At 44.4% G+C, this 20,869-nt stretch carries 31 protein-coding genes and 1 tRNA gene; 29 read left to right on the top strand and 3 right to left on the bottom strand.

What is annotated here, in order from left to right:
* Position 1: 1 nt before the first annotated feature.
* The 28 genes from rpl4p (at position 2) to EFE42_RS03600 (ending at position 15,033) form a co-directional block, all read left to right on the top strand.
* A complete protein-coding gene (rpl4p, locus tag EFE42_RS03735) occupies positions 2–763 on the top strand; it encodes a 50S ribosomal protein L4 (RefSeq protein ID WP_123135971.1) in 762 nt (253 codons plus the stop codon).
* Positions 760–1,008 carry a 50S ribosomal protein L23 gene (locus EFE42_RS03730; protein ID WP_123135970.1) on the top strand — a complete coding sequence of 83 codons (249 nt, stop codon included), beginning with the start codon at positions 760–762 and terminating at the stop codon, positions 1,006–1,008. The genes rpl4p and EFE42_RS03730 overlap by 4 nt, the downstream gene beginning before the upstream one ends.
* 11 nt (positions 1,009–1,019) lie before the next feature.
* Positions 1,020–1,733 (top strand): 50S ribosomal protein L2, encoded by a 714-nt coding sequence (locus EFE42_RS03725; RefSeq protein ID WP_072360003.1) that lies wholly within the window; start codon positions 1,020–1,022, stop codon positions 1,731–1,733.
* Between the two features lie 13 nt (positions 1,734–1,746).
* The gene (locus EFE42_RS03720; RefSeq protein ID WP_072360001.1) at positions 1,747–2,160 is read left to right on the top strand and encodes a 30S ribosomal protein S19; all 414 of its coding nucleotides are present in this window, start codon (positions 1,747–1,749) and stop codon (positions 2,158–2,160) included.
* 11 nt (positions 2,161–2,171) lie between these two features.
* Entirely contained in the window at positions 2,172–2,627 is a 456-nt protein-coding gene (locus tag EFE42_RS03715; protein ID WP_072359999.1) for a 50S ribosomal protein L22, read from the top strand.
* Position 2,628: 1 nt separating this feature from the next.
* Complete coding sequence (locus EFE42_RS03710) at positions 2,629–3,573, top strand: 30S ribosomal protein S3 (protein WP_123135969.1); 945 nt, start codon at positions 2,629–2,631, stop codon at positions 3,571–3,573.
* Complete coding sequence (gene rpmC, locus EFE42_RS03705) at positions 3,573–3,776, top strand: 50S ribosomal protein L29 (RefSeq protein ID WP_072359995.1); 204 nt, start codon at positions 3,573–3,575, stop codon at positions 3,774–3,776. Before EFE42_RS03710 ends, rpmC begins: the two co-directional genes overlap by 1 nt.
* A 1-nt stretch (position 3,777) precedes the next feature.
* Entirely contained in the window at positions 3,778–4,086 is a 309-nt protein-coding gene (gene rnp1, locus EFE42_RS03700) for a ribonuclease P protein component 1 (RefSeq protein ID WP_123135968.1), read from the top strand.
* Between the two features lie 5 nt (positions 4,087–4,091).
* Positions 4,092–4,421, top strand: coding sequence for a 30S ribosomal protein S17 (locus tag EFE42_RS03695; protein WP_072359991.1), 330 nt, complete (start codon positions 4,092–4,094; stop codon positions 4,419–4,421).
* The gene (locus EFE42_RS03690; protein WP_123135967.1) at positions 4,418–4,816 is read left to right on the top strand and encodes a 50S ribosomal protein L14; all 399 of its coding nucleotides are present in this window, start codon (positions 4,418–4,420) and stop codon (positions 4,814–4,816) included. The genes EFE42_RS03695 and EFE42_RS03690 overlap by 4 nt, the downstream gene beginning before the upstream one ends.
* Before the next feature lie 10 nt (positions 4,817–4,826).
* Entirely contained in the window at positions 4,827–5,180 is a 354-nt protein-coding gene (gene rplX, locus EFE42_RS03685) for a 50S ribosomal protein L24 (protein ID WP_123135966.1), read from the top strand.
* A gap of 4 nt (positions 5,181–5,184) precedes the next feature.
* A complete protein-coding gene (locus EFE42_RS03680; RefSeq protein ID WP_123135965.1) occupies positions 5,185–5,895 on the top strand; it encodes a 30S ribosomal protein S4e in 711 nt (236 codons plus the stop codon).
* Between the two features lie 4 nt (positions 5,896–5,899).
* A complete protein-coding gene (locus EFE42_RS03675) occupies positions 5,900–6,397 on the top strand; it encodes a 50S ribosomal protein L5 (protein ID WP_123136133.1) in 498 nt (165 codons plus the stop codon).
* Positions 6,397–6,549 carry a 30S ribosomal protein S14 gene (locus EFE42_RS03670; protein ID WP_013037793.1) on the top strand — a complete coding sequence of 51 codons (153 nt, stop codon included), beginning with the start codon at positions 6,397–6,399 and terminating at the stop codon, positions 6,547–6,549. Before EFE42_RS03675 ends, EFE42_RS03670 begins: the two co-directional genes overlap by 1 nt.
* A gap of 11 nt (positions 6,550–6,560) precedes the next feature.
* Positions 6,561–6,953 carry a 30S ribosomal protein S8 gene (locus EFE42_RS03665; RefSeq protein ID WP_072359986.1) on the top strand — a complete coding sequence of 131 codons (393 nt, stop codon included), beginning with the start codon at positions 6,561–6,563 and terminating at the stop codon, positions 6,951–6,953.
* Positions 6,954–6,971: 18 nt separating this feature from the next.
* Complete coding sequence (rpl6p, locus tag EFE42_RS03660) at positions 6,972–7,502, top strand: 50S ribosomal protein L6 (protein ID WP_123135964.1); 531 nt, start codon at positions 6,972–6,974, stop codon at positions 7,500–7,502.
* Between the two features lie 14 nt (positions 7,503–7,516).
* Entirely contained in the window at positions 7,517–7,942 is a 426-nt protein-coding gene (locus EFE42_RS03655; protein WP_123135963.1) for a 50S ribosomal protein L32e, read from the top strand.
* Between the two features lies 1 nt (position 7,943).
* Positions 7,944–8,390 (top strand): 50S ribosomal protein L19e, encoded by a 447-nt coding sequence (locus tag EFE42_RS03650; RefSeq protein WP_123135962.1) that lies wholly within the window; start codon positions 7,944–7,946, stop codon positions 8,388–8,390.
* Between the two features lie 46 nt (positions 8,391–8,436).
* Positions 8,437–8,958: a 50S ribosomal protein L18 gene (locus tag EFE42_RS03645; protein ID WP_072561679.1), complete on the top strand. Its 522-nt coding sequence runs from the start codon at positions 8,437–8,439 to the stop codon at positions 8,956–8,958.
* A gap of 9 nt (positions 8,959–8,967) precedes the next feature.
* Entirely contained in the window at positions 8,968–9,603 is a 636-nt protein-coding gene (locus EFE42_RS03640) for a 30S ribosomal protein S5 (RefSeq protein WP_123135961.1), read from the top strand.
* A 2-nt stretch (positions 9,604–9,605) separates the two neighbouring features.
* Positions 9,606–10,067: a 50S ribosomal protein L30 gene (locus EFE42_RS03635; RefSeq protein ID WP_123135960.1), complete on the top strand. Its 462-nt coding sequence runs from the start codon at positions 9,606–9,608 to the stop codon at positions 10,065–10,067.
* Positions 10,068–10,071: 4 nt separating this feature from the next.
* The gene (locus EFE42_RS03630) at positions 10,072–10,506 is read left to right on the top strand and encodes an uL15m family ribosomal protein (RefSeq protein ID WP_123135959.1); all 435 of its coding nucleotides are present in this window, start codon (positions 10,072–10,074) and stop codon (positions 10,504–10,506) included.
* Positions 10,507–10,593: 87 nt separating this feature from the next.
* Complete coding sequence (gene secY, locus EFE42_RS03625) at positions 10,594–12,072, top strand: preprotein translocase subunit SecY (protein WP_123135958.1); 1,479 nt, start codon at positions 10,594–10,596, stop codon at positions 12,070–12,072.
* Between the two features lie 17 nt (positions 12,073–12,089).
* Positions 12,090–12,740 carry an adenylate kinase gene (locus EFE42_RS03620; protein WP_123135957.1) on the top strand — a complete coding sequence of 217 codons (651 nt, stop codon included), beginning with the start codon at positions 12,090–12,092 and terminating at the stop codon, positions 12,738–12,740.
* Positions 12,741–12,761: 21 nt separating this feature from the next.
* A complete protein-coding gene (locus EFE42_RS03615) occupies positions 12,762–13,391 on the top strand; it encodes a DUF106 domain-containing protein (RefSeq protein ID WP_233564707.1) in 630 nt (209 codons plus the stop codon).
* A complete protein-coding gene (gene cmk, locus EFE42_RS03610; RefSeq protein WP_123135955.1) occupies positions 13,392–13,931 on the top strand; it encodes a (d)CMP kinase in 540 nt (179 codons plus the stop codon).
* Positions 13,924–14,940, top strand: coding sequence for an RNA-guided pseudouridylation complex pseudouridine synthase subunit Cbf5 (locus EFE42_RS03605; protein WP_233564706.1), 1,017 nt, complete (start codon positions 13,924–13,926; stop codon positions 14,938–14,940). The genes cmk and EFE42_RS03605 overlap by 8 nt, the downstream gene beginning before the upstream one ends.
* A 10-nt stretch (positions 14,941–14,950) precedes the next feature.
* Positions 14,951–15,033 (top strand) — tRNA-Ser (locus tag EFE42_RS03600).
* 51 nt (positions 15,034–15,084) lie between these two features.
* Here the strand turns inward: EFE42_RS03600 and EFE42_RS03595 are convergent.
* Positions 15,085–15,579 (bottom strand): inorganic diphosphatase, encoded by a 495-nt coding sequence (locus EFE42_RS03595; RefSeq protein ID WP_123135954.1) that lies wholly within the window; start codon positions 15,577–15,579, stop codon positions 15,085–15,087.
* Between the two features lie 178 nt (positions 15,580–15,757).
* Between EFE42_RS03595 and EFE42_RS03590 the strand changes: the two genes are divergently transcribed.
* Entirely contained in the window at positions 15,758–18,415 is a 2,658-nt protein-coding gene (locus tag EFE42_RS03590; protein WP_123135953.1) for an HAD-IC family P-type ATPase, read from the top strand.
* On the opposite strand, the gene EFE42_RS03585 is transcribed toward EFE42_RS03590, so the two are convergent.
* Positions 18,405–19,550, bottom strand: coding sequence for a pyridoxal phosphate-dependent aminotransferase (locus EFE42_RS03585; RefSeq protein WP_123135952.1), 1,146 nt, complete (start codon positions 19,548–19,550; stop codon positions 18,405–18,407). The two genes, EFE42_RS03590 and EFE42_RS03585, sit on opposite strands and share 11 nt — an antisense overlap.
* A 60-nt stretch (positions 19,551–19,610) precedes the next feature.
* Positions 19,611–20,834, bottom strand: coding sequence for a glucosyl-3-phosphoglycerate synthase (gene gpgS, locus EFE42_RS03580; RefSeq protein WP_123135951.1), 1,224 nt, complete (start codon positions 20,832–20,834; stop codon positions 19,611–19,613).
* Positions 20,835–20,869: the final 35 nt, after the last annotated feature.

The following is a 20,869-nucleotide window of genomic DNA, read 5'->3' as shown; positions in this document are numbered from 1 at the left end:
AATGGTCACAGCAAATATTCTTGATATTTCAGGTAATTCCAAAGGTGAAATAACCTTGCCCGATGTTTTCGAAGAGGTTTACAGGCCGGATCTTATCAAAAGGACCGTGCTTTCTTCCCAGTCTAAAAGGTACCAGCCCTATGGTCCCAGGATGTATGCCGGAATGGAAACTTCTGCAGTCTCCTGGGGGTCCGGTAGAGGTGTTGCTCAGATTCCAAGGCTTGTCAACGGAAGCCGGGTTGCAAGAGTTCCCCAGGCAGTAGGCGGAAGGCGTACCCATCCACCAAAACCTGAAGCTGACAGGACAGAGAAGGTTAACAAAAAAGAGAAACGTCTTGCAGTTCGCTCTGCAATAGCAACTACAATTAATGCAGAACTCGTGAAAGGACGAGGTCATGTATGTGACGCTACCCTGCCTCTTGTAGCAGAAGATGCCCTGCAGGATGTTGAGAAAACAGCAGAAGTTATTAAATTCCTCGAAGCAGCAGGTGCTTATGATGATGTCCTGCGTGCCAAAAACAGCCGCTCCATCAGGGCCGGTAAAGGTAAGATGAGAGGAAGGAAATACAAAAACAAAAAGAGTGTTCTGATCGTTGCCGGTTCAGAAAGTCCAATATTCCGCTCGGCACGTAATCTGCCAGGTGTGGATGTTACAACAGTAGATTCACTTTATACTGAATTACTTGCACCCGGTGCAAAGGCAGGACGACTGACGGTATGGACAGAATCCGCAATATCCAGTCTGGAGGACATGTTCATATGAGCGCTATTAAATTCCCGTTCATCACCGAAAAAGCTATGACGCATATGGAGGATAACAAACTTCAGTTTGTTGTCGATACCCGTGCCAACAAGAGCCAGATCAAGGAAGATGTGATAAAGATCTACGGTTTCCCCGTAAAGTCCGTTTGCATAACGACAACGATGAAGGGAGAAAAAAAGGCTCTTGTCACATTTGATGAAGTAGATGCAGCACACGAGATTGCTACACGTATTGGTTTGATGTGAGGTGTTGATTTATGGCAAGACGAATTATATCACAGAACAGGGGTCGTGGCACACCTACATACAGGGCACCTTCACATCGCTATAAAGCTGCTCTTAAGCATCCTTCAGTTGAAGAAGGCAGCACAATTTTTGCCGATGTGGTGGAAATTGTCCATGATCCAGCAAGATCCGCCCCTATAGCAAGGGTTTCCTTTGAAAGTGGCGAAGAACGTTTAATTCTCGTTCCGGAAAGTATCGGTATAGGGGATCGCATTGAATGCGGTATCTCTGCAGAGATCAAACAGGGTAACATCCTCCCGCTGGCTGAGATCCCGGAAGGTGTACCACTTTGCAACATAGAATCCAAACCAAACGATGGTGGAGCTTTTGCTCGTTCATCAGGTGCCTATGCTACCCTTGTGGGTCATGAAAGGAATAGGACAGTTGTCCAGCTTCCTTCAGGTGAAATGAAATGGCTGAATCCAAAATGCAGGGCCTCTATCGGGGTTGTTGCTGGTGGCGGGCGTGCCGAGAAACCATTCCTGAAGGCCGGTAAGAAGTATCACAAGTTAAGATCCAGGGCAGCCAAGTATCCGAGAGTTTCCGGTATTGCAATGAATGTTATTGACCACCCATTCGGTGGAGGTAACAGGCAACATCCAGGCAAACCAACTACCGTAGGCAGGAACGCCCCACCTGGCAGGAAGGTAGGACAGATTGCAGCCCGGAGGACCGGAAAGCGTTAAATGAGGTGTATATATGGCTAAAAAATCTTCATCAAGGTTACCAAAGAGGAAAGGAGAATATACCTATCGGGGCAAATCTGTGGATGAGCTCAAGGAATTGAGTATTGAGCAATTCGCCGAACTTCTTCCCGCAAGGGAAAGGAGGACCATTCGCCGTGGGCTTCCCGATGGGCATAAAAAAGTCCTGGAGAAATTCAGGGCTGGAAAGGATAGTGTGCGAACCCACCACAGGTCAATGATAATTTTCCCTGAAATGGTAGGTAAGCAAATTGCAGTTTACAACGGTAAAGAATTCGTAAGTGTAGATGTACAGCCTGAGATGGTAGGTCACAGGTTTGGAGAATTCGCACAGACAAGAGGCAGAGTTTCCCACGGAAGCGCTGGTGTTGGTGCAACCCGTTCCAGTAAATTCGTACCACTTAAGTAAGGTGATTGTTAATGGCAAGAATTGATTATTCAACGGAACTTGAGCCAGCAACAAGTGCCAGAGCTATGGGTTCAGAGCTACATATATCTCCCAAGAAATCACGTGAACTCTGTCGCGAGCTTAAAGGAATGCGTACGACATCTGCAAAGAATTATCTTGGAGAGGTAATTGATTTCAAAAGGGCTGTACCATTCAGGAGGCACAATGACAGTCTTGGGCACAAGAAAGGTCCAATGGCAGCAGGTCGTTATCCTGTAAAAGTGGCTGCAGAAGTTCTCAAACTTTTAGAGAATGCTGAGAGCAATGCAGAATACAAGGGTCTTGATCCTTCTCAAATGTACATAAACCATGTTTCTACAAAGAAAGGCCGGGTTATCCATGGAATGCGCCCCAGGGCTCGTGGAAGGGCTACCCCCAAGAATACGGAAACCGTAAATATCGAAATTATTCTGAGCGAGGTGCGCTAAAATGGCAGTAGAGAAGAAATTTGTTGAGGACGGCTATGTGAAAGCCTCACTTGACGAATATTTCGCAAACCAGCTGAGTCGGGCCGGTTATGGTGGCATGGAGATCAATCGAACCCCTATGGGGACACAGATTGTTGTTTATTCCGAAAAACCCGGTATGGTTATAGGGAAGGCCGGAAAGGTAATCCGCCGGCTCACAAGAGATGTCGGGCGCCTTTATAATCTTGATAACCCTCAGATTGATGCACAGGAAGTAAAGAGGCCAGAACTGAATGCCCAGATGATGGCAACACGGCTTGCCTCTTCCATTGAACGTGGCTGGTATTTCAGGAAAGCAGGTCACAATGCAATGCGTGCCATTATGAATTCCGGTGCTCTTGGGTGTGAAATCATCCTCTCCGGGAAGGTTACGGGTGCAAGGTCAAGGGTCGAGAAAATGGTAAATGGCTATATCAAACATGCAGGAAAACCTGTTGATGATATTGTGGACGAAGGGTTCGCGGTAGCCGTTAAAAAACTCGGTACAATTGGCTGTAAAGTGAGAATTATCCATCCGGGTGCTGTGTTGCCAGATTCCTACCACCTGAAAGAGGTTGTGGAAGAGGCAGTTGCAGAAGTTGTTCCTGAAGAAGCTGAAAGTGCGGGTGTTGAAGAACTTGTGGAAGCAGAAGCAACCGGTGAAGTTGCAGAAGCTGAGGATATTGAATCCACAGAAGAAGCAACAGAAGCAAAAGCTGCTGAAGAAGTACCTGAAGCAGAACCGGAAGTTAAAGCAGAATCCGAAGAAGTTGAATCAACCGAAGGCTCCGAAGAAAATGTCCCGGAACCAGAAGATGAACAACTCCCAGGTGAACAGCGCAGGCTTGTTGAAGGTGTATGGCAGCACAAGCATGAAGAACATGATTACTGGCATCCCATGGCACGTGTTCATAGGGGGGATAACTGATGGCAATCCTTCGTGTAAAGGAAATCAGGGATATGTCTCCCAATGAAAAAGTGGATGAACTTGAAAAACTCATGAATGAGCTTATCAAGGAACGTGCCCTTTCCTCTGCAGGTGGCGCGCCTGAAAATCCCGGTCGTATAAAGGAACTCAGAAGGACGATTGCGAGAATAAAAACCATCCAGAGGGAAATGAAGGAGATATAAATTGGATATATCACCCCAAAACCTGATCTATCACGAATTGATAGGACTGATGGTTGAGGTGGTTGATTCTACCAATCAATATCTTGCAGGCATTAATGGAAAAGTAGTTGATGAGACACGGAACATATTGGTAATCGAGGTCGAGGATATGTACGAAAAACAAGTACCAAAAAAAGGTTCCACATTTGTGTTTCATCTTCCAGTTGGTTCTGGATGTTCCCCGGCTACATCAGTAGAGGTCGGGGGCACCCTCTTGCTCTCACAACCCGAAAACAGGACCAAGAATATCAGGAAATTACGCATGAGGTAATAATCATGGCACGAAACATTGGATTGGATGTTCCTGAGCCTTCCGAAGAATGTGACGACGTAAATTGTCCTTTCCATGGCACTCTTCCCGTAAGGGGACAGGTGTTGTCTGGAAAGGTAGTCAGTGACAGTATGGACAGGACAGTTGTAATCCAGCGAAAATATGATAAATTCATCAATAAGTACCAGAGGTACGAGAAACGTCAGTCAAAGATACATGCTCATAATCCTCCTTGCATTGATGCAAAGGAAGGGGACATTGTAACAATAGCAGAATGCCGTCCCCTGAGCAAGACCAAAGCTTATGTAGTTGTTAAGGCGGAGGCACAGGTATGAAAGGAATGCGTTCCAGTGTCCCCAAATGCCTTAATGCCGGTGCACGTATCGACTGTGTCGACAATACCGGTGCAAGGACTGTGGAAATTATTTCTGTCAAGAAATACCGTGGTGTGAAAAACCGTCAGCCAAAAGCAGGTCTAGGCGATATGTGTGTTGTCTCTGTCAAGAAAGGAACTCCTGAAATGAGAAGACAGATCCTCCACGCAGTAGTTGTCAGGCAGAGAAAAGAATTCCGCAGGCCGGATGGAACCCGGGTTAGCTTTGAGGATAACGCAGTGGTAATTACAGATCTCACCGGTTTCCCCAAAGGAACAGACATTAAGGGCCCTATTGCCAGGGAAGTCGCAGAACGTTTTCCCAAGATAGGGACTACAGCATCAATGATTGTGTGAGGTAATCAATATGGTGTCAAAACAGCCAAGAAAACAGAGAAAGGCACGTGGCACTGCCCCTCTCCACGTCAAACAAAAATACATGAAGGCTCCTCTTTCCAAGGACCTGCGTTCCAAGTATGGACGCAACGCAACTGTAGCGGTAGGCGATACCGTACAGGTAATGCGTGGTGACCATGTAGGAACAAAAGGATTGGTAGAAGGTGCTTCTCTAAAAAGTGGAATGATTGTGATGGAGGGTGTCTACGTCACCAAGGCAGATGGGACTGAAGTACCCAGGCCACTTTATCCTTCAAATGTAATGATTACATCACTGGATTTGAAAGATAAGCAGAGAGAATCAAGATTACTAAAGAGCAGGTGATAGTGTGGGCAAACATCAAAAGAGAATATCTGTCCCGAAGAGCTGGCAGATATCCAAGAAATCTAGAAAATGGATAACCTCTACCAGGCCAGGCCCTCACAGCAAAGACCAGAGCGTACCTCTTGCCATAGTGCTGCGTGATATGCTTGGCATAGTGGATAACAGGGCAGAGGCAAAAAGAGTCCTTTCCGAAGGGAAAATTCTGGTTGACGGTGTAGTAAGGAAAGATGTTCGTTTCCCCGTAGGGATAATGGATATTATTACCATACCTTCCGATAACACTTCATACAGGGTTTTGCTTGACAGAATGGGAAGGCTTTCCCTCCAGAAAATGGACGGTATTGAGGAAAAGAAACTTTGCAGAATTGACGGAAAGACCTGCATAAAAGGTGGCAAGTTACAGCTTAATCTGGACGACGGGTCCAATGTGCTTGGATCAAACGATTACAACAGGAAGGATTCTGTAGTGATGTCCATTCCAGGCAAAGAGATCCTCAAGCACATCGAATACAAAGAAGGTAATCTTGCCCTTATTGTAGGCGGTAGCCACACCGGAGAGGTCGGCAAGATCGCTGAGATAAACACCGTTCTCAGTTCCAAGAAGAATACGGTCTCCATTTCAGGAGAAACCAATTTCGAAACAATTGAGGATTATGTTTTTGTAATTGGCGAAAACGAACCTGAAATAACAATGGGTGGTGAGCTGATTGACTAATCCCATGAAAAATCCCAGAGTTGACAAAGTAGTTGTCCATATGGGTGTAGGAGAGAGTGGTCAGCATCTTGTGGATGCAGAAGGAATATTGTCAACTATTACCGGACAGGGAGTTGTCAGATGTTATTCCAGAAGAACCATGCCTTCCTTTGGTATCAAAAAACATGAACCAATAGGATGTAAAGTAACCCTCAGGGGAAAGAATGCAGAAGATTTTCTTTCAACGTCGATTAACATTATTGAGAAAAAACTTTCTGTTTCCCAGTTTGATAATGATGGAAACGTGGCTTTCGGAATCGAGGAGCACACTGATTTCCCTGGAATGAGATACGATCCGAATATCGGTATTTTTGGAATGGACATAAATGTCATAGTAAATCGTCCGGGTTACAGGGTCAAGAAAAGGCGTGCTTCAAAACATAAAATCTCCAGTTCACATAAAATAACAAAGGATGATTCAATTTCATTCTTCAAGGAGAAATATGCGGTGGAGGTCGTATAATGGTACAAACCAAGAAAAGTTTTGGACGTGGTGCCAGCGAGTGCAGAAGATGTGGTCGTAAGCAGGGATTGATCCGTAAATACGGCATCTACCTTTGCAGGCATTGTTTCAGGGAAGTAGCCCATGAAATGGGTTTTGAAAAATATACATGAGGTGATTGATTATGGTATTATTAGATCCTCTTGCAGATGCTCTGTCGGTAATTAAGAATGCAGAATCCGTAGGTAAACAGGAATGTACCGTCAAACCTGCATCAAAACTGATTGGCAACGTCCTGAAAGTAATGAAAGAATCCGGATATATCGGTGAATTTGAGTTTGAAGATGACGGCAAAGCTGGTCTCTATAAGGTTGAACTTGCCGGAAGGATAAACAAATGTGGTGCTATCAAACCCAGACATTCAGTAGGTGCTGAAGACCTCGAAAAATGGGAAAAGCAATTTCTTCCTGCAAGAAACTTCGGTACATTAATTCTCACGACCCCTGCTGGGGTAATTTCCCAGTACCAGGCACGTGAGCAAAATGTCGGAGGTCAGCTCCTTTCGTTTGTCTACTGAAGATAAGGGGAAGTTGATATGGTTAAAGAAACGAAAAAGGCAATCCCAATCCCTGAAGGTGTGACAGTTTCCTATGAAAATAAGGTATTCACCGCCTCAGGAGAAAAAGGAACCAATACAAAGCGTCTCTGGTATCCCGGGATCACTATTACCGTTGATGAATCTGAAGTAACTGTGGATTGTCAGTCCGTAAGGAAAAGGCAAAAAGCAATGGTCGGAACCTATGCTTCTCACATAAGCAATCTTATGGATGGTGTTGTCAATGGTTTTGAGTATAAGATGAAAGTCGTTTACTCTCACTTTCCAATGCAGCTTAAAGTGGAAGGAGATAAATTGCTTATCAATAATTTCCTTGGTGAGAAAAGAGCAAGGGTTTCCAGGATAATTGGTGAAACCAAAGTCAAAACCAGCTCTGATGAAGTGACGATTACTGGCATCAACAGGGAAGATGTAGGACAAACTGCTTCCAATATGGAACAGATTACCCGCATCAAAACTTTTGATCCCCGTGTATTCCAGGACGGATTATATCTTATTGAGAAGAGTTGAGATAGGTGGTCTTAATGGAAGAGAATACTGATTTAAAATGTGGGCTTTTCGAAGATGCTGAATGTAAAAGGCTTTTTAAGGCACGCAGAATCCAGAAAAGTAAAAAACCCACTTTCAAAAGAGCGGGTTCCCACAAATTCAAGCGTCTTGATTCCAACTGGAGACGTCCCAGAGGTTTACAGGGCAAACTGCGTAGACATTATGTTGCCAAGGGTGCTATTGCACAGGCAGGTTATGGAAGTCCCAAAACAGTAAAGGGATTACATCCATCCGGCTTTGTAGAGGTGCTTGTGCACAACCCGGCTGATGTGGAAGATATCAATGCCTCCATACAGGCAATCCGTATATCTGGTAAAGTCGGCGGCAGGAAAAGAGCTCTTATTGAATCCAAAGCGGATGAAATGGGTATAAAGATATTCAATCGCAAAGGGGGTCAGTGAGATGACAAACCTCACCAACCAGCGCAGGATTGCATCTAAAGTCTTAGGATGCGGCTTAAACCGTGTCTGGCTTGACCCCGAAGCATCGGAGGATATCGCTGCTGCGATCACAAGGGAAGATATTCGTGAACTTGTTGAAAGTGGTAATATTAAGTCTGCACCGGTAAAAGGTGTAAGTCGCGGCAGGGCTCGTGCCAGAGATGCCAAGAGGAAATATGGCCACAGAAAGGGTCATGGATCCAGAAAAGGTAAGAAAGGTGCAAGAAACCCTCGTAAAGAGCAATGGATGAAAAAGATCCGTGCACTTCGTCGCAGGCTCAAAGAACTTCGTGATGATGGTACACTCGACAGATCCACCTATTGTAAGGTTTACAGGAAAGCCAAAGGTGGGGAATACAGAAGTGTTGCTCATCTTGAAGCTCACCTCGATATCGGAAAAGATGAATGAGTATTGATTAAAATGAATTTACATATTATATGTTGGAGGATAAATCATGGCAACAGGCCCCCGTTATAAAGTTCCTTTCAGAAGACGAAGGGAAGGGCGTACTGATTATCACCAACGTCTGAGACTGCTCCTTTCAAAAGAAAATCGTCTTGTTGTTAGGAAAAGTATTAGGAATGTCAGGATACAGCTGGTAATTCCAAATAATGAAGGAGACGAAACTCTTGTCTCCGCAATTTCAGGCGAATTGGGCAAATACGGTTATGAGGGATCTACCAGCAACACCACCGCGGCTTATCTTACAGGCTTGCTTTTTGGAAATAAAGCGCTTGCTGAAGGCTATGAAACAGGTGTTCTGGATATTGGATTGCAATCTCCCTCTGCCGGTTGTAAAGTCTATGCAGCTCTTAAAGGTGTAGTGGATTCCGGAATGGATATCCCGCACAATCCTGCTGTATTCCCATCAGATGAGCGCATAAGTGGAGAACATGTGGCAGAATATCTTGAAGGATCAAATCTGCCAGAGGTTTTCGAGGCGACAAAAGAAAAGATCCTTTCGGATTTCAATTAAGGTGGTTATATGGCATATCAATATGAAGAAGATTGGGTTCCCCTCACAAGACTTGGCAGTCTGGTATCTGAAGGACAGATAACTTCCATGGATGAAGCTATTGAGTCAGGTTTACCAATCAGGGAATCTAATATTGTAGATATACTGTTACCCGGTCTTGAAGATGAAGTACTTGATATTAACATGGTTCAGAGGATGACTGACTCTGGAAGACGTGTAAAGTTCAGGGCAACAGTTATTGTAGGAAATGGTGACGGGTATGTGGGTCTTGGTCAGGCCAAAGACGGACAGGTTGGACCTGCTATCCGCAAGGCAATTCGCAATGCCAAGATGAACATTACCCGTGTAAAACGTGGATGTGGTTCCTGGGAATGTGGTTGTGGACTTCCACACACTGTTCCTTCAGAGGTGCATGGCAAAGCAGGCAGTGTTAATGTAGAACTCAAACCAGCTCCCAGGGGTCTTGGTCTTGCTGCAGGGGACACTGCAAGGAAAGTGCTTGAAAAGGCTGGTATCAAGGATGTCTGGACAAGGACCGAAGGTCAGACCAGAACTACCCTGAATTTTGCCAAAGCAACTTACAATGCTCTCAAGCATACCGGTACAATTAGGGAACCTCTCAAAATGGAATGTAAGGAGGCCTGAAAATGTATGCGGTTATAAGAATGCGTGGAAATGTTAATGTCAGGAAAACAATTGCTGATACATTAACCATGCTTCGCCTGAATCGTATAAATCACTGTGTGATACTCGATGAGACACCCAATAACAGTGGTATGATCCAGAAAGTGAAGGACTACGTGGCTTATGGTAAGATTGATGCACAAACCCTTGCCCAGATTCTTGCCAATCGTGGTAAAATCGAAGGTGGGATCTCCCTTACCGATGAATACATTGCTGAAAATACAGATTTTGATTCGATTGCTTCTTTTGCAGAAGCTGTTTCCGAAGGCAAAGCCAGTTTTTCCGCAGTTCCGGGTCTGAAACCCGTATTCAGGTTGCATCCTCCAAGGAAAGGTCATTCAGGTATCAAGAGACCTACCCAGAATGGTGGGGTACTTGGTAACCATGATGAAAACATCAATGTTCTTCTTAACAAGATGAGGTGAAATCATGGGTAAAAATCAAACAAAGAAGTATAGGGGTTCCAGAACCTGTGGGGGCGGTACTACCAAAAACAGGCGTGGTGCCGGAAATCGCGGTGGGCGTGGCAGATGTGGTGAAGTCAATCACCACTTTGTCCTTGCACTCCAGGGTGGTTACACCCACGGGAAGTATGGATTCAAACGTCCTTTAAAATCAATTCATGAAGTTTCCATTGTTAATGTGGGTGAACTTGATGAACTTGCAGACCAGCTTGTAGTAGATGGTCTTGCAAATGTTGCGGATGGTGTCTATAAAATCAATCTTGCAGACCTGGAAATTGAAAAAGTTCTGGGTTCAGGAAAGGTTAACAAAAAAATGGAAATTACAGCATCCAGTTTTTCCGGATCTGCTCGATCAAAGATCGAGGAAGCCGGCGGATCATGTGTTGCTATAGAAGAGTAATGTCTAAATGACATTACTCTTATTAACCTGTCCGATATATTTACATTTATATATTACAATATTGGAACTCGGCAAAAGGTGTAATTGATGAGCTTTAAGGAAAGTTTAGAACCGTTTTTTAACAGATTACCTGCTGTGGCAAGTCCGGAAGGGCATGTTCACTTCAAGAATAAACTGCTGTGGACTCTGGGGATCCTCATGCTGTACTTTGCTCTTGCAAATGTACCTCTGTTTGGGCTTTCCCCGCAATCCATTGACCTATTCGAACAATACAGAGCTTTCTTTGCTGGAGCTTCTGGTTCTTTGATGCTTCTTGGTATTGGGCCTATTGTTACTGCATCCATTGTTCTTCAGCTTCTCACCGGTGCAGATATTATCAAACTTGACATGTCTGACCCAGGGGATCAAGCCTTTTTCCAGGGTGCACAAAAATTCCTGGTATTTGTTATGATAGTTCTGGAGGCGTTGCCTCAGATTCTTGGAGGTTACATTCAGCCCGATGCTGGTATTGCTGCGTCACTGGGAGTGGGTCTGGGAGCAGTTACGTTCCTGATATTCCTCCAGATATGTGTGGGTGGAGTATTGATCCTCTTTATGGACGAAATTGTTTCCAAGTGGGGTATTGGATCAGGTGTAGGACTTTTCATTGTTGCGGGTGTTTCGCAGCAGATTGTGACCGGTTTAATTAACTGGGTGCCTGGTTCATCCGGTTTACCTGCCGGTATCATTCCCAAATGGCTTTATATCATTCAGAATGTAGGGGCAGATTACCTTTTCTCGGGTGATGGTTTCATGTTCATCCTGATACAGGGAGGTATCCTGGCACTAATCAGTACAGTTGCAATCTTCTTTTTGGTTGTATATGCAGAAAGTACCCGTATTGAAATTCCTCTTGCACATAGTTCCGTAAAAGGGGCAAGGGGTCGTTTCCCTGTGAAACTGATCTATGCTTCAGTTCTGCCGATGATCCTTGTCAGGGCTCTTCAGGCAAACATACAACTTATCGGTCTTGTGCTTGCAGGTCGTGGTATTACGTTCCTCGGAGAATATTCAGGTTCAAATCCCATAAATGGCGTAATGTATTATCTGGCACCTATACACAGTCCCTATCAGTGGATTCCTTCTCTTGTACAGGAAAGGTTTACAGGTTATGGTGTGGCTGCCCCTGCACTCTGGCAAATAGGTCTTCATGTGTTTATAGATGCATCTTTCCTGATTGCTGGTGGTATTATCTTTGCACTGTTCTGGATAGAGACTACAGGAATGGGTGCCAAACCAACAGCAAGGAAGGTATTCAACTCGGGTATGCAGATTCCTGGCTTCAGGAGAAATATCGGCAGCATCGAGAAAGTGATGAATCGTTACATACCAAAGGTAACCATAATAGGTGGTGCATTCATCGGTGTCCTGACACTGGTTGCCAGTTTGCTTGGTACCATTGGTGGAACAAGTGGTACAGGGCTTCTGTTGACTGTGAGTATTGTCTACAGGTTGTATGAAGATATTGCTTCCGAACAGATGATGGAAATGCATCCTATGATGCGGTCTTTCTTCGGACAGGAATAATTACAGGAAGGAAAAATATGAATGTGGTTTTATTTGGGCCACCGGGTGCCGGAAAAGGTACCCAGGCCAAAGAACTTTCCAGGTACTATGATATTCCCCATATATCCACGGGGGATATCCTCAGGGCCAATGTAAATCAAGGAACCGAACTGGGCAAAAAAGCGGAGCATTACATGAACCGCGGAGAACTTGTGCCTGATGAAGTTCTGATTGGTATTATTAAAAATCGTTTGGCTGAACCTGATTGCAAGAAAGGTTACCTGTTAGATGGTTATCCTCGTACGATACCACAGGCTGATGCCCTGGATGGTATTCTTGATGAAATAGGAATGCCATTGGATGTCGTGCTGAATATTGATGTTCCTGATGAAGAACTTGTAGGACGTCTTTCTGGTCGCTACATGTGTAAATGTGGTGAAAGTTATCATATTAAGTTCAATCCCCCAAAAGCTGAAGGTATCTGTGATTCTTGTGGAGGACAACTGTATCAGCGTGATGATGATAAGGAAGAGGTAATTCGTCAGCGTTTGGAATCCTATAAAAATAAGACACAGCTATTGATAGATTATTATGCTAACAAGAATTTAGTGGTGCACATCAATGGCGAAAAGGGCATAAAGGATGTATTTGATGATATTCGTGATGTCCTTGATAAATATGTGAATTGAATTAAATGAAAAATGTCGGTGATGGTTGCCTTGGAAAATGCAAAATTAAAACAGCTGCTTGAAAGATTTGTCCTAGCTGTAGGTATATCTCTTATGCTTGGGATCGTTCTGGTTGGACAGGAAGGTAGGCAAATAATCGGGTCCGTTGTCGGAATTATTATGCACCCAATTATTATGCTGGTTGGTGAGGGTAATTTCCATGTTATGCTGTTTATAATGGCTTCCATTACTGCTCTCTATGCTTCTCTTATCCAGAAATATACCATTGACTGGGAACTGATGCGCAATACCCAGGAGCGTATGAAAGCTTTCCAGAAGGAGTATCGTGAAGCGCAGTTGGCCCAGAACAATTACATGATCAATAAGCTGGATGAGCAGCGTAAGGATATGATGTCTGATCAGATGGAAATGTCCAAGCAGCAGTTCAAACCAATGGCCTATATTAGTATCATATCTATTCCACTGTTCATGTGGGCCTATTACTACATAAGTCAGCATGGGAATGCTGTTCTTACATTTCCTTTCATGGGTGAGACCCTTTTGACAAATACCATAATCGGACCTATCCAGTACTGGATATTCTGGTATTTTATCGCTTCTCTGGCTATCAGCCAGGTTATACGAAAGGCTCTGGATATCGGTGGCGTGTGAATGCTTGTTACGATAAGCGGTCTTCCGGGCAGTGGAACCACCACCGTATCCCGGATGCTCGCCTCACATTACGACATCGAAATGATTTCAGCAGGTGACGTTTTCCGCACTCTTGCAAAAGAACATTCTATGAGTCTGGGGGAATTTGGAAAACTTGCCGAATCCGATCCTGCAATAGACAGGATGATTGATGAGAGGCAGCAAGATATTGCTTTAAGCCGGGATAACATTATTCTGGAAGGCAGGCTGGCCGGTCATATGGCAGGCGATGAAGCACTGTGTATATGGCTTAAAGCATCCCGAAAGGTCCGTGTTGAACGTATCGTTGGGCGTGAAGGTTCTTCTTTTGAAGCAAAACTCAACGAAACAATAGAAAGGGAATCTTCCGAAGCTTTGAGATATCGCGAAATTTATGATATAGATATAAATGACCTTTCAATCTATGATCTGGTGATCGAGTCAACCCGTTGGAACCAATACCAGATATGTGATCTATTAAAGACTGCAATTGATAATCTGGGTGGGTTTTTTAATGAATAATATTAATTTTGATTACGATTTAACCCGACAAAGGGAATATATTCTCAAAGGAGATGCTCATACAGATCCGTCATATGGTTATCCTCCTCTTAAGCGTCCTCTCTCTTTTTACATCAGGATGGGAGTGGTAAACCTTGACAAACCCGCCGGGCCTACAAGTCATGAGGTCACTGCGTGGGTCAGGGATATGCTTGAACTTCCCAGGGCAGGCCATTCAGGTTCACTGGATCCACGGGTGACAGGGGTCTTGCCCATTATGCTGGGTAAGGCAACAAAAGCTGTCTCCGCACTTCGCCTTTCAGCCAAGGAATATATCTGTCTTATGCGCCTCCATGAAAATGTTCCTGAAGAACGTGTGCGGAAGGTCTGCGATGAATTTACCGGTCCTATATACCAGACCCCTCCTGTAGTTTCGGCAGTCAAGCGTGCTATCAGGACACGCAATATCTATTCCCTGGATGTGCTGGAAGTTGAAGACAATCTTGTCCTTTTCAGGGTTAGATGTGAGGCAGGAACCTATATACGCAAACTCTGTCATGATATCGGGCTTGTGATTGGTTGTGGGGCCCATATGCAACAGCTCAGAAGGGTTGGCACAGGACCATTTGATGAGTCATCGCTTGTCACTCTGCATGACCTGAAAGACGCTTTTGTATTCTGGCAGGAAAATGGTGATGAAGAGCACTTGCGTCGTATTATCAGGCCAATGGAGGAAGCTCTTGTACACCTGCCACACATCACAATCCGTGATTCCGCCGTGAGTGCGATTTGTCATGGGGCAGCACTTACCGTACCGGGTATTGTCGGTTTAGATTCGGATGTCCAAAAAAAGGCTGATGTTGCCGTTTTTAGTTTGAAAGGTGAAGTTGTTGCTCTTGCAAAAGCATCAATGGACTCCTCTGAAATCCTGGCTTTATCCAGCGGAATTGCTGCTATCACCGAAAGAGTAATAATGGATGCAGATGTTTATCCGAGTCGCTGGAATACAAAACGTATGCAGCGTACATGAAATCATATTTGCTGAGGTAGTCTAGCGGTACGGCGCAAGCCTGGAAAGCTTGTGGGGCTTGACCCCTCGGGAGTTCGAATCTCCCCCTCAGCGTCTCTATTTTTTAACTAAGTGTAAAAGTTAATAGGAATTACCTGCAGAAAGTTACCTTTGGTTTATGTATCTGTTTTTAGCTTCTTTTATTACATTGATTGCTTTTTCCAGACTTTTCCATCCTATTATCTCCACATCTTTATTTTCTAAGTTTTTATACGTCTCAAAAAAATGAGTAATTTCCTTTAAAAGATGGGGTGGTACTTGATCTATCGTTTCTATGTGTATCCACAAGGGGTCACTTTCCGGAACACATAGTATCTTTTCATCTCTGCCTTTATCGTCCATCATATCAAACAATGCGACAGGGTGCACGTCTATCAAACAACCGGGGAAGGTAGGTTCCCATGTCAATACCAGTGCATCTAAGGGATCCCCGTCAAGGGCGAGAGTGTCGGGAAAGAAACCATAATCACAGGGATAAACCATTGAAGAGAAAAGCATCCTGTCAAACTTTATCATTTCTTTTTCCTTGTCATACTCATATTTATTTCGACTTCCCTTTGGAATTTCTATAAGTACACTTTCAACTTGTCTTTCAGCCATCTTCACACCCTGTTTGATTATATTTGTCCCTATTCTATTTCACCGTGGTGCATAATTTCAGTTATTTATATACATATTGGTACATGTCTCAATGTTACACCTGTTATTCAGATGGAGGTTCGTGGGGGGTGTTAGTCCAATCACAAAAACTTTAACTCCATAATTCCCTTCTTTTTTTATGAATGGGGAGGTTAAGTGGTATCGTGTTAATACAGAGGAGACCTTTTCTCTCCTTGAAAGCAATAAGGAAGGCTTAAGTGAAGATGAAGCATCTTTCCGCTTATCTACCTACGGGTACAATGAAGTTGAGGCAAAAAAGAAACATGGTCCACTGTATCTTTTTGCCAGACAATTTGCAAGCCCATTGATCTATGTGTTGATCGCTGCTGCAATAGTCACGTTCTTCTTAAGGGAATATGCAGATACTGCTGTGATTGCCGGAGTGGTGCTGGCTAATGCAATAATTGGTTTTGTGCAGGAAAAAAAGGCTGAAAACGCTCTGGAATCCCTTGCCCGGATGATGCGTCCCGAAGCTACTGTACTGCGCAACGGACAGCGCAAAGTCATCCCCAGTCGAGAACTGGTGGTAGGGGATGCGGTGCTCTTTGATGCCGGTGCAAGAGTGCCTGCCGATGTCAGGCTTTTCCAGGCCAAGAACCTGCGTATCGATGAATCAGCTCTTACCGGCGAATCCATGGCGGTTGAAAAGAAAACCACAGCCATTTCCGGTGAGGACGTACCACTTGCAGACCAGAAAAATATGGCTTTCTCAGCCACTCTTGTAACGCAGGGTGTTGGCTATGGTGTGGTGGTGGCAACCGGGCCCCGTACTGAGATAGGCAAGATCTCAGAACTCCTCAAGGAATCGGAAAGTATTTCCACTCCCCTGATACGCACTATCAATCACCTGAGCAAATTACTGTTTGTTGTCATAATTTTTGTTTCAGTCCTGACATTTATTATTGGGCGTCTGCAAGGCTTTGAGTATCTGGAAATCTTCCTGGCCTCAGTCAGTCTTGCAGTTGCAGCCATACCCCAGGGTCTGCCTGCTCTTATCACCATATCACTGGCTATAGGGGTAAAATCCATGGCCTCAATGAATGCTATCATAAGAAACCTGCCCTCCGTGGAAACACTGGGAGCAGCTACTGCCATATGCTCCGATAAGACAGGCACGCTGACTATGAATCAAATGACCGTAACAACCATATACACCTCTGAAGGCTGGTTTGATGTTACAGGTGAAGGTTATTCGCCCCAAGGGATCTTTGCCAGCGAAGGAGTGCAAGTTTCCCCTCATGATTATGGTTCCCTGATGGAGACTCTTAAGGCAGGTTCCCTGTGTAACGATGCGTATCTGCGTGAAGAAGGAGGTGTGGTTGGTGACCCCACAGAAGGGGCGCTGCTGGTATCTGCTTTGAAAGCATCATCTTTCCATTTACCCAGTATTGATTCCCTACCCTTTGAATCCGAAAACCGATTTATGGCCACCCTTCACGAAAAGGATGAAAAATCCAATATAATTTTTGTAAAAGGCTCACCTGAAACAATAATCAGGATGTGCTCCTCAACGTACGGAGATGATGAGGTTTTTGATCCGACCGAAATACTTGAAGTTGCTTCAAATATGGCATCTAAAAGCTTGCGGGTTATTGCAATGGCATACCGGGAAGTGGGATCTGACAGGAAAGAAGTAAAGGAAGAGGATATTGCTGATCTTGTTTTCCTGGGGCTGCAGGGAATGCGTGATCCTCCCCGGGAAGAGGTCAGGGATGCTATCAAAAAATGCAAAACAGCCGGTATCCGTGTAATTATGATAACGGGGGATCATGGCCTCACAGCTCAGAGTATCGCAAATCAACTCGGAATAACCACAGAAGGTGTACTTACAGGTTCAGAACTTGACAGCATGTCGGATGAGCACCTGCATGAAAAATTAAAAAATGTTTCTGTCTTTGCGCGTACTTCTCCGGACGATAAATCCCGTATTGTCAGGTTGCTGCAGGAGCAGGGAGAGGTTGTGGCCGTCACGGGAGACGGAATAAATGATGCACCAGCCCTCAAAAGGGCAGATATAGGAGTTGCAATGGGTAAATCCGGTACAGAGGTTGCCAAGGAAGCCTCGGACATGGTACTTGCAGATGATAATTTTGCTTCCATTGTAAATGCTGTGGAGGAAGGCAGAGATGTTTACGACAAAATCCAGAAGGTAATTTTATGGGTATTGCCCACCAATGCCGCCGAGGGACTTGCTGTTATGGCTGCAGTGCTGCTGGGAATTACCACTCCTCCTCTCTTGCCTTTACATATATTGTGGATTAATACTGTAACAGCAATCGGTCTGGGTGTACCCATCGTCTTTGAACCGAAGGAATCTCTGTTATTGAGAAGACATCCACGTCCGCCTGAAGAGCCGCTTTTACTGCCGGTAATAAAGCAGAGGATAGTCCTGGTTGCTCTGTTGATGGTCACGGCAGCATTCGTTTTGTTCTTCTTTGAGATTAATGACCAGAAAACCCCGGTAGCTACAGCACAGACCATTGCGTTGAATACCATTGTATTCTTTGAGATCTTCTATCTTTTCAGTTCAAAATCCATTTATGAAAATACATTTGGCCGTCTATTCTCCAACATGACAATGTTGGCCGGGGTGATTGTGGTAATCCTGCTACAGTTGTTGATAACCTATAACCCATTGATTAATGGTATCCTTGACACAGCACCTTTAAGGTTGGTTGACTGGGTAATTATAGTAGTAATCGCCAGTTCTGTGTTCTTTGTGATCGAAACCGAAAAGATGCTGCGTAAGCGCCAGAAAAGCAAGATTACCCGTTAAGGAAAGAATCAAGTCTTTCCATTCCTTTTTCTATATTTCCTAAACTGTTGGCATACGAGAATCTCACATGGCCTTCTCCACCGGACCCAAAGTCGATTCCAGGTGTGATGGCCACTCCGGTTTCTTCCAGAACCTGCCTGCTGAATTCAAGTGAATTCCTGGTAAATTTACCTGCATCAGCCAGAATATAGAAGGCACTATTTGGAGTATAATTAACGCCAAACCCGATACTTTTGAGTTTTTCCAGCATGTAAACACGACGTTTGTCATAGGTCTCAACCATTGATTTCACATGGTCCTGTGGACCTGTGAGCGCTGCCACACCGGCGTGCTGGACAAAATTGTTGGCGCATATGAAGAAATTCTGCTGCATTTTCTGGATCAATCGAATCATGTTAGGAGGCACGATCATGTAACCCAGTCTCCAGCCTGTCATGCAGTATTTTTTGGAAAAACCATTTAATACGATTGCATTATCCGTATATTCCAGTATGCTGTGGTCTTCTGCATTGCCGTACACAAGTCCCTGGTAAACCTCATCGGAAATTATCGGGATATCTCCTGCCAGATCCGCAATTGACTCCATCTCTTTTGGAGGCATCAGATAACCTGCAGGGTTGGAGGGACTATTCATAAGAATAGCAGCTGTATCAGCACCAATATTTGTAGAGAGGTTATCAGAATTCAGGCAATAGCCTTCTTCCTCTTTTGTAGGAACCAGAACTGCCTTGCCCCCAATGCCTTTGACGAAATTGGGATAACATGCATAATGAGGATTGGACATCGCTACCTTCATCCCTTCATCAACAAGCGCCATGAAACTCAACATAAGGGCCGGACTGGTGCCAGAAGTGACAACTACCTGTGATGGGTCGATATCAAGGTTAAAACGTGTGTTGTAGTCTTCAGCGATTGCCTCTCTTAGTTCGGGTATCCCCTGACTATGTGTGTAGGTTGTATTGCAGCCATCCAGGGCATTACGGGCAGCTTCACATATATGAGGGGCAGTGGGAAAATCCGGTTCCCCAATCTCCAGATGAATAATACTCCTGCCCTGTGCCTCAAGTTGCTGTGCTCTTTCCAGCACTTCCATCACATAAAAGGGTGGTATATCTGCTACTTTCCGGGATATCATGGTAATGATATGCGCTGTATTTGTTATTTAAACCTGACTTTTCAATCTATAATCTAATTCTCAAAAAACATTACCATTAAATTCCCTGGCATCCTCGCGTGCTGCATAACATATTTGTTCCCTGAGATCAGGTATTGCGGAGAGCACCCTTGTCCAGGCTGGCAACAGCATATCATGGGGTTTGTCAAGGTATTCTTCCCCGGATTTCATGATTACCTTTGAGAACATATCCACATAGGTTTCCTCTTCGTGACGGTTAAAGTTGAGGCCATTGAAAAGGGCATCAGTATAATATTTCCTTATAAGGTCCTGCCCTCTTCTCTTATATTTCACCTGTACACTATGTAAAAAGGAATGGGATATAGGAGTGGTTGATGATTCTGTGATTATACGCAAAAATGTTGAAAAAATATCGCCGGTCATCTTGCAGAGCCCTTCAGTGCGGTCTTGGCCAAGTTCTTTGTGTTTGTGATCATAAAACCCAAGATCTGTCTGGCATACTCTTTTGAAAGTGGCATTGCGGTAGACTTCTGCAAGCAATCCGACTTCAAGCCCCCAATCGGCCGGAATCCTTATGTTGAGTGCAAGATCGCTTGTCATTGCAAATTCGCCGGAGAGGGTGTAGCGGAAAGACCTGAAATAGTCCAGAATTTCTGAATCACATTGCAGTTCCTTGTGCAGGGTATCCATCAAGGGATGGACAAAGAGACGATAAACACGTCCATGCATAGTTTTTTTGTCCAGGTTCACCCTTGCATAATAACCTTTGTTGAAAAAGAAATTCAGATCGCGACTGACTATAGGATAAAGAAGTTTTAACGGAATGGCAGATGTGTAATTGACAATATCCGCGTCATGCAGGGCAATTGCATAAGAATTCAGGCTGGCAACGCCCAGTCCCAACCAGGCATCCATACCTTTACCCCTGAACCCTGTAAGGTCAAGATCAATCTCTTTCATATCATCAATGATCTTTTGAATCCTTTTACCGTTACACCATATCAACATGTGATCGGGTTTTAGTTGCTTGAAAAATTCCGCAGCCTTCCTGTACTGCTCAGGGTTGTCCGCTGCCATTGGAATAATTATCTGTTTAACACAGTCGCATCTGTTTAATGCCTCCACGATTTGTTGGAGGGGTCGTTTTTCGACTTCCTCGTATAATATCGGTATAATCAGGCAAGCAGGTCGTTTTTTTTCAAGTTGCTTGATCTTTTCTTCAAGTTTATTGACATCAATGCAAAAATCATGTATTGTAGCAATATCCTCCTGATGGAAATCCATTTAATACCCCCCGTTTATGGATGATGTTTGGTCCT

Origin of the sequence: Methanohalophilus sp. RSK, assembly GCF_003722075.1 — an archaeon.
Taxonomy (GTDB): domain Archaea; phylum Halobacteriota; class Methanosarcinia; order Methanosarcinales; family Methanosarcinaceae; genus Methanohalophilus.
The sequence above is the reverse complement of the archived record's forward strand: the minus strand, read 5'-3'. Positions and strand labels throughout refer to the sequence as shown.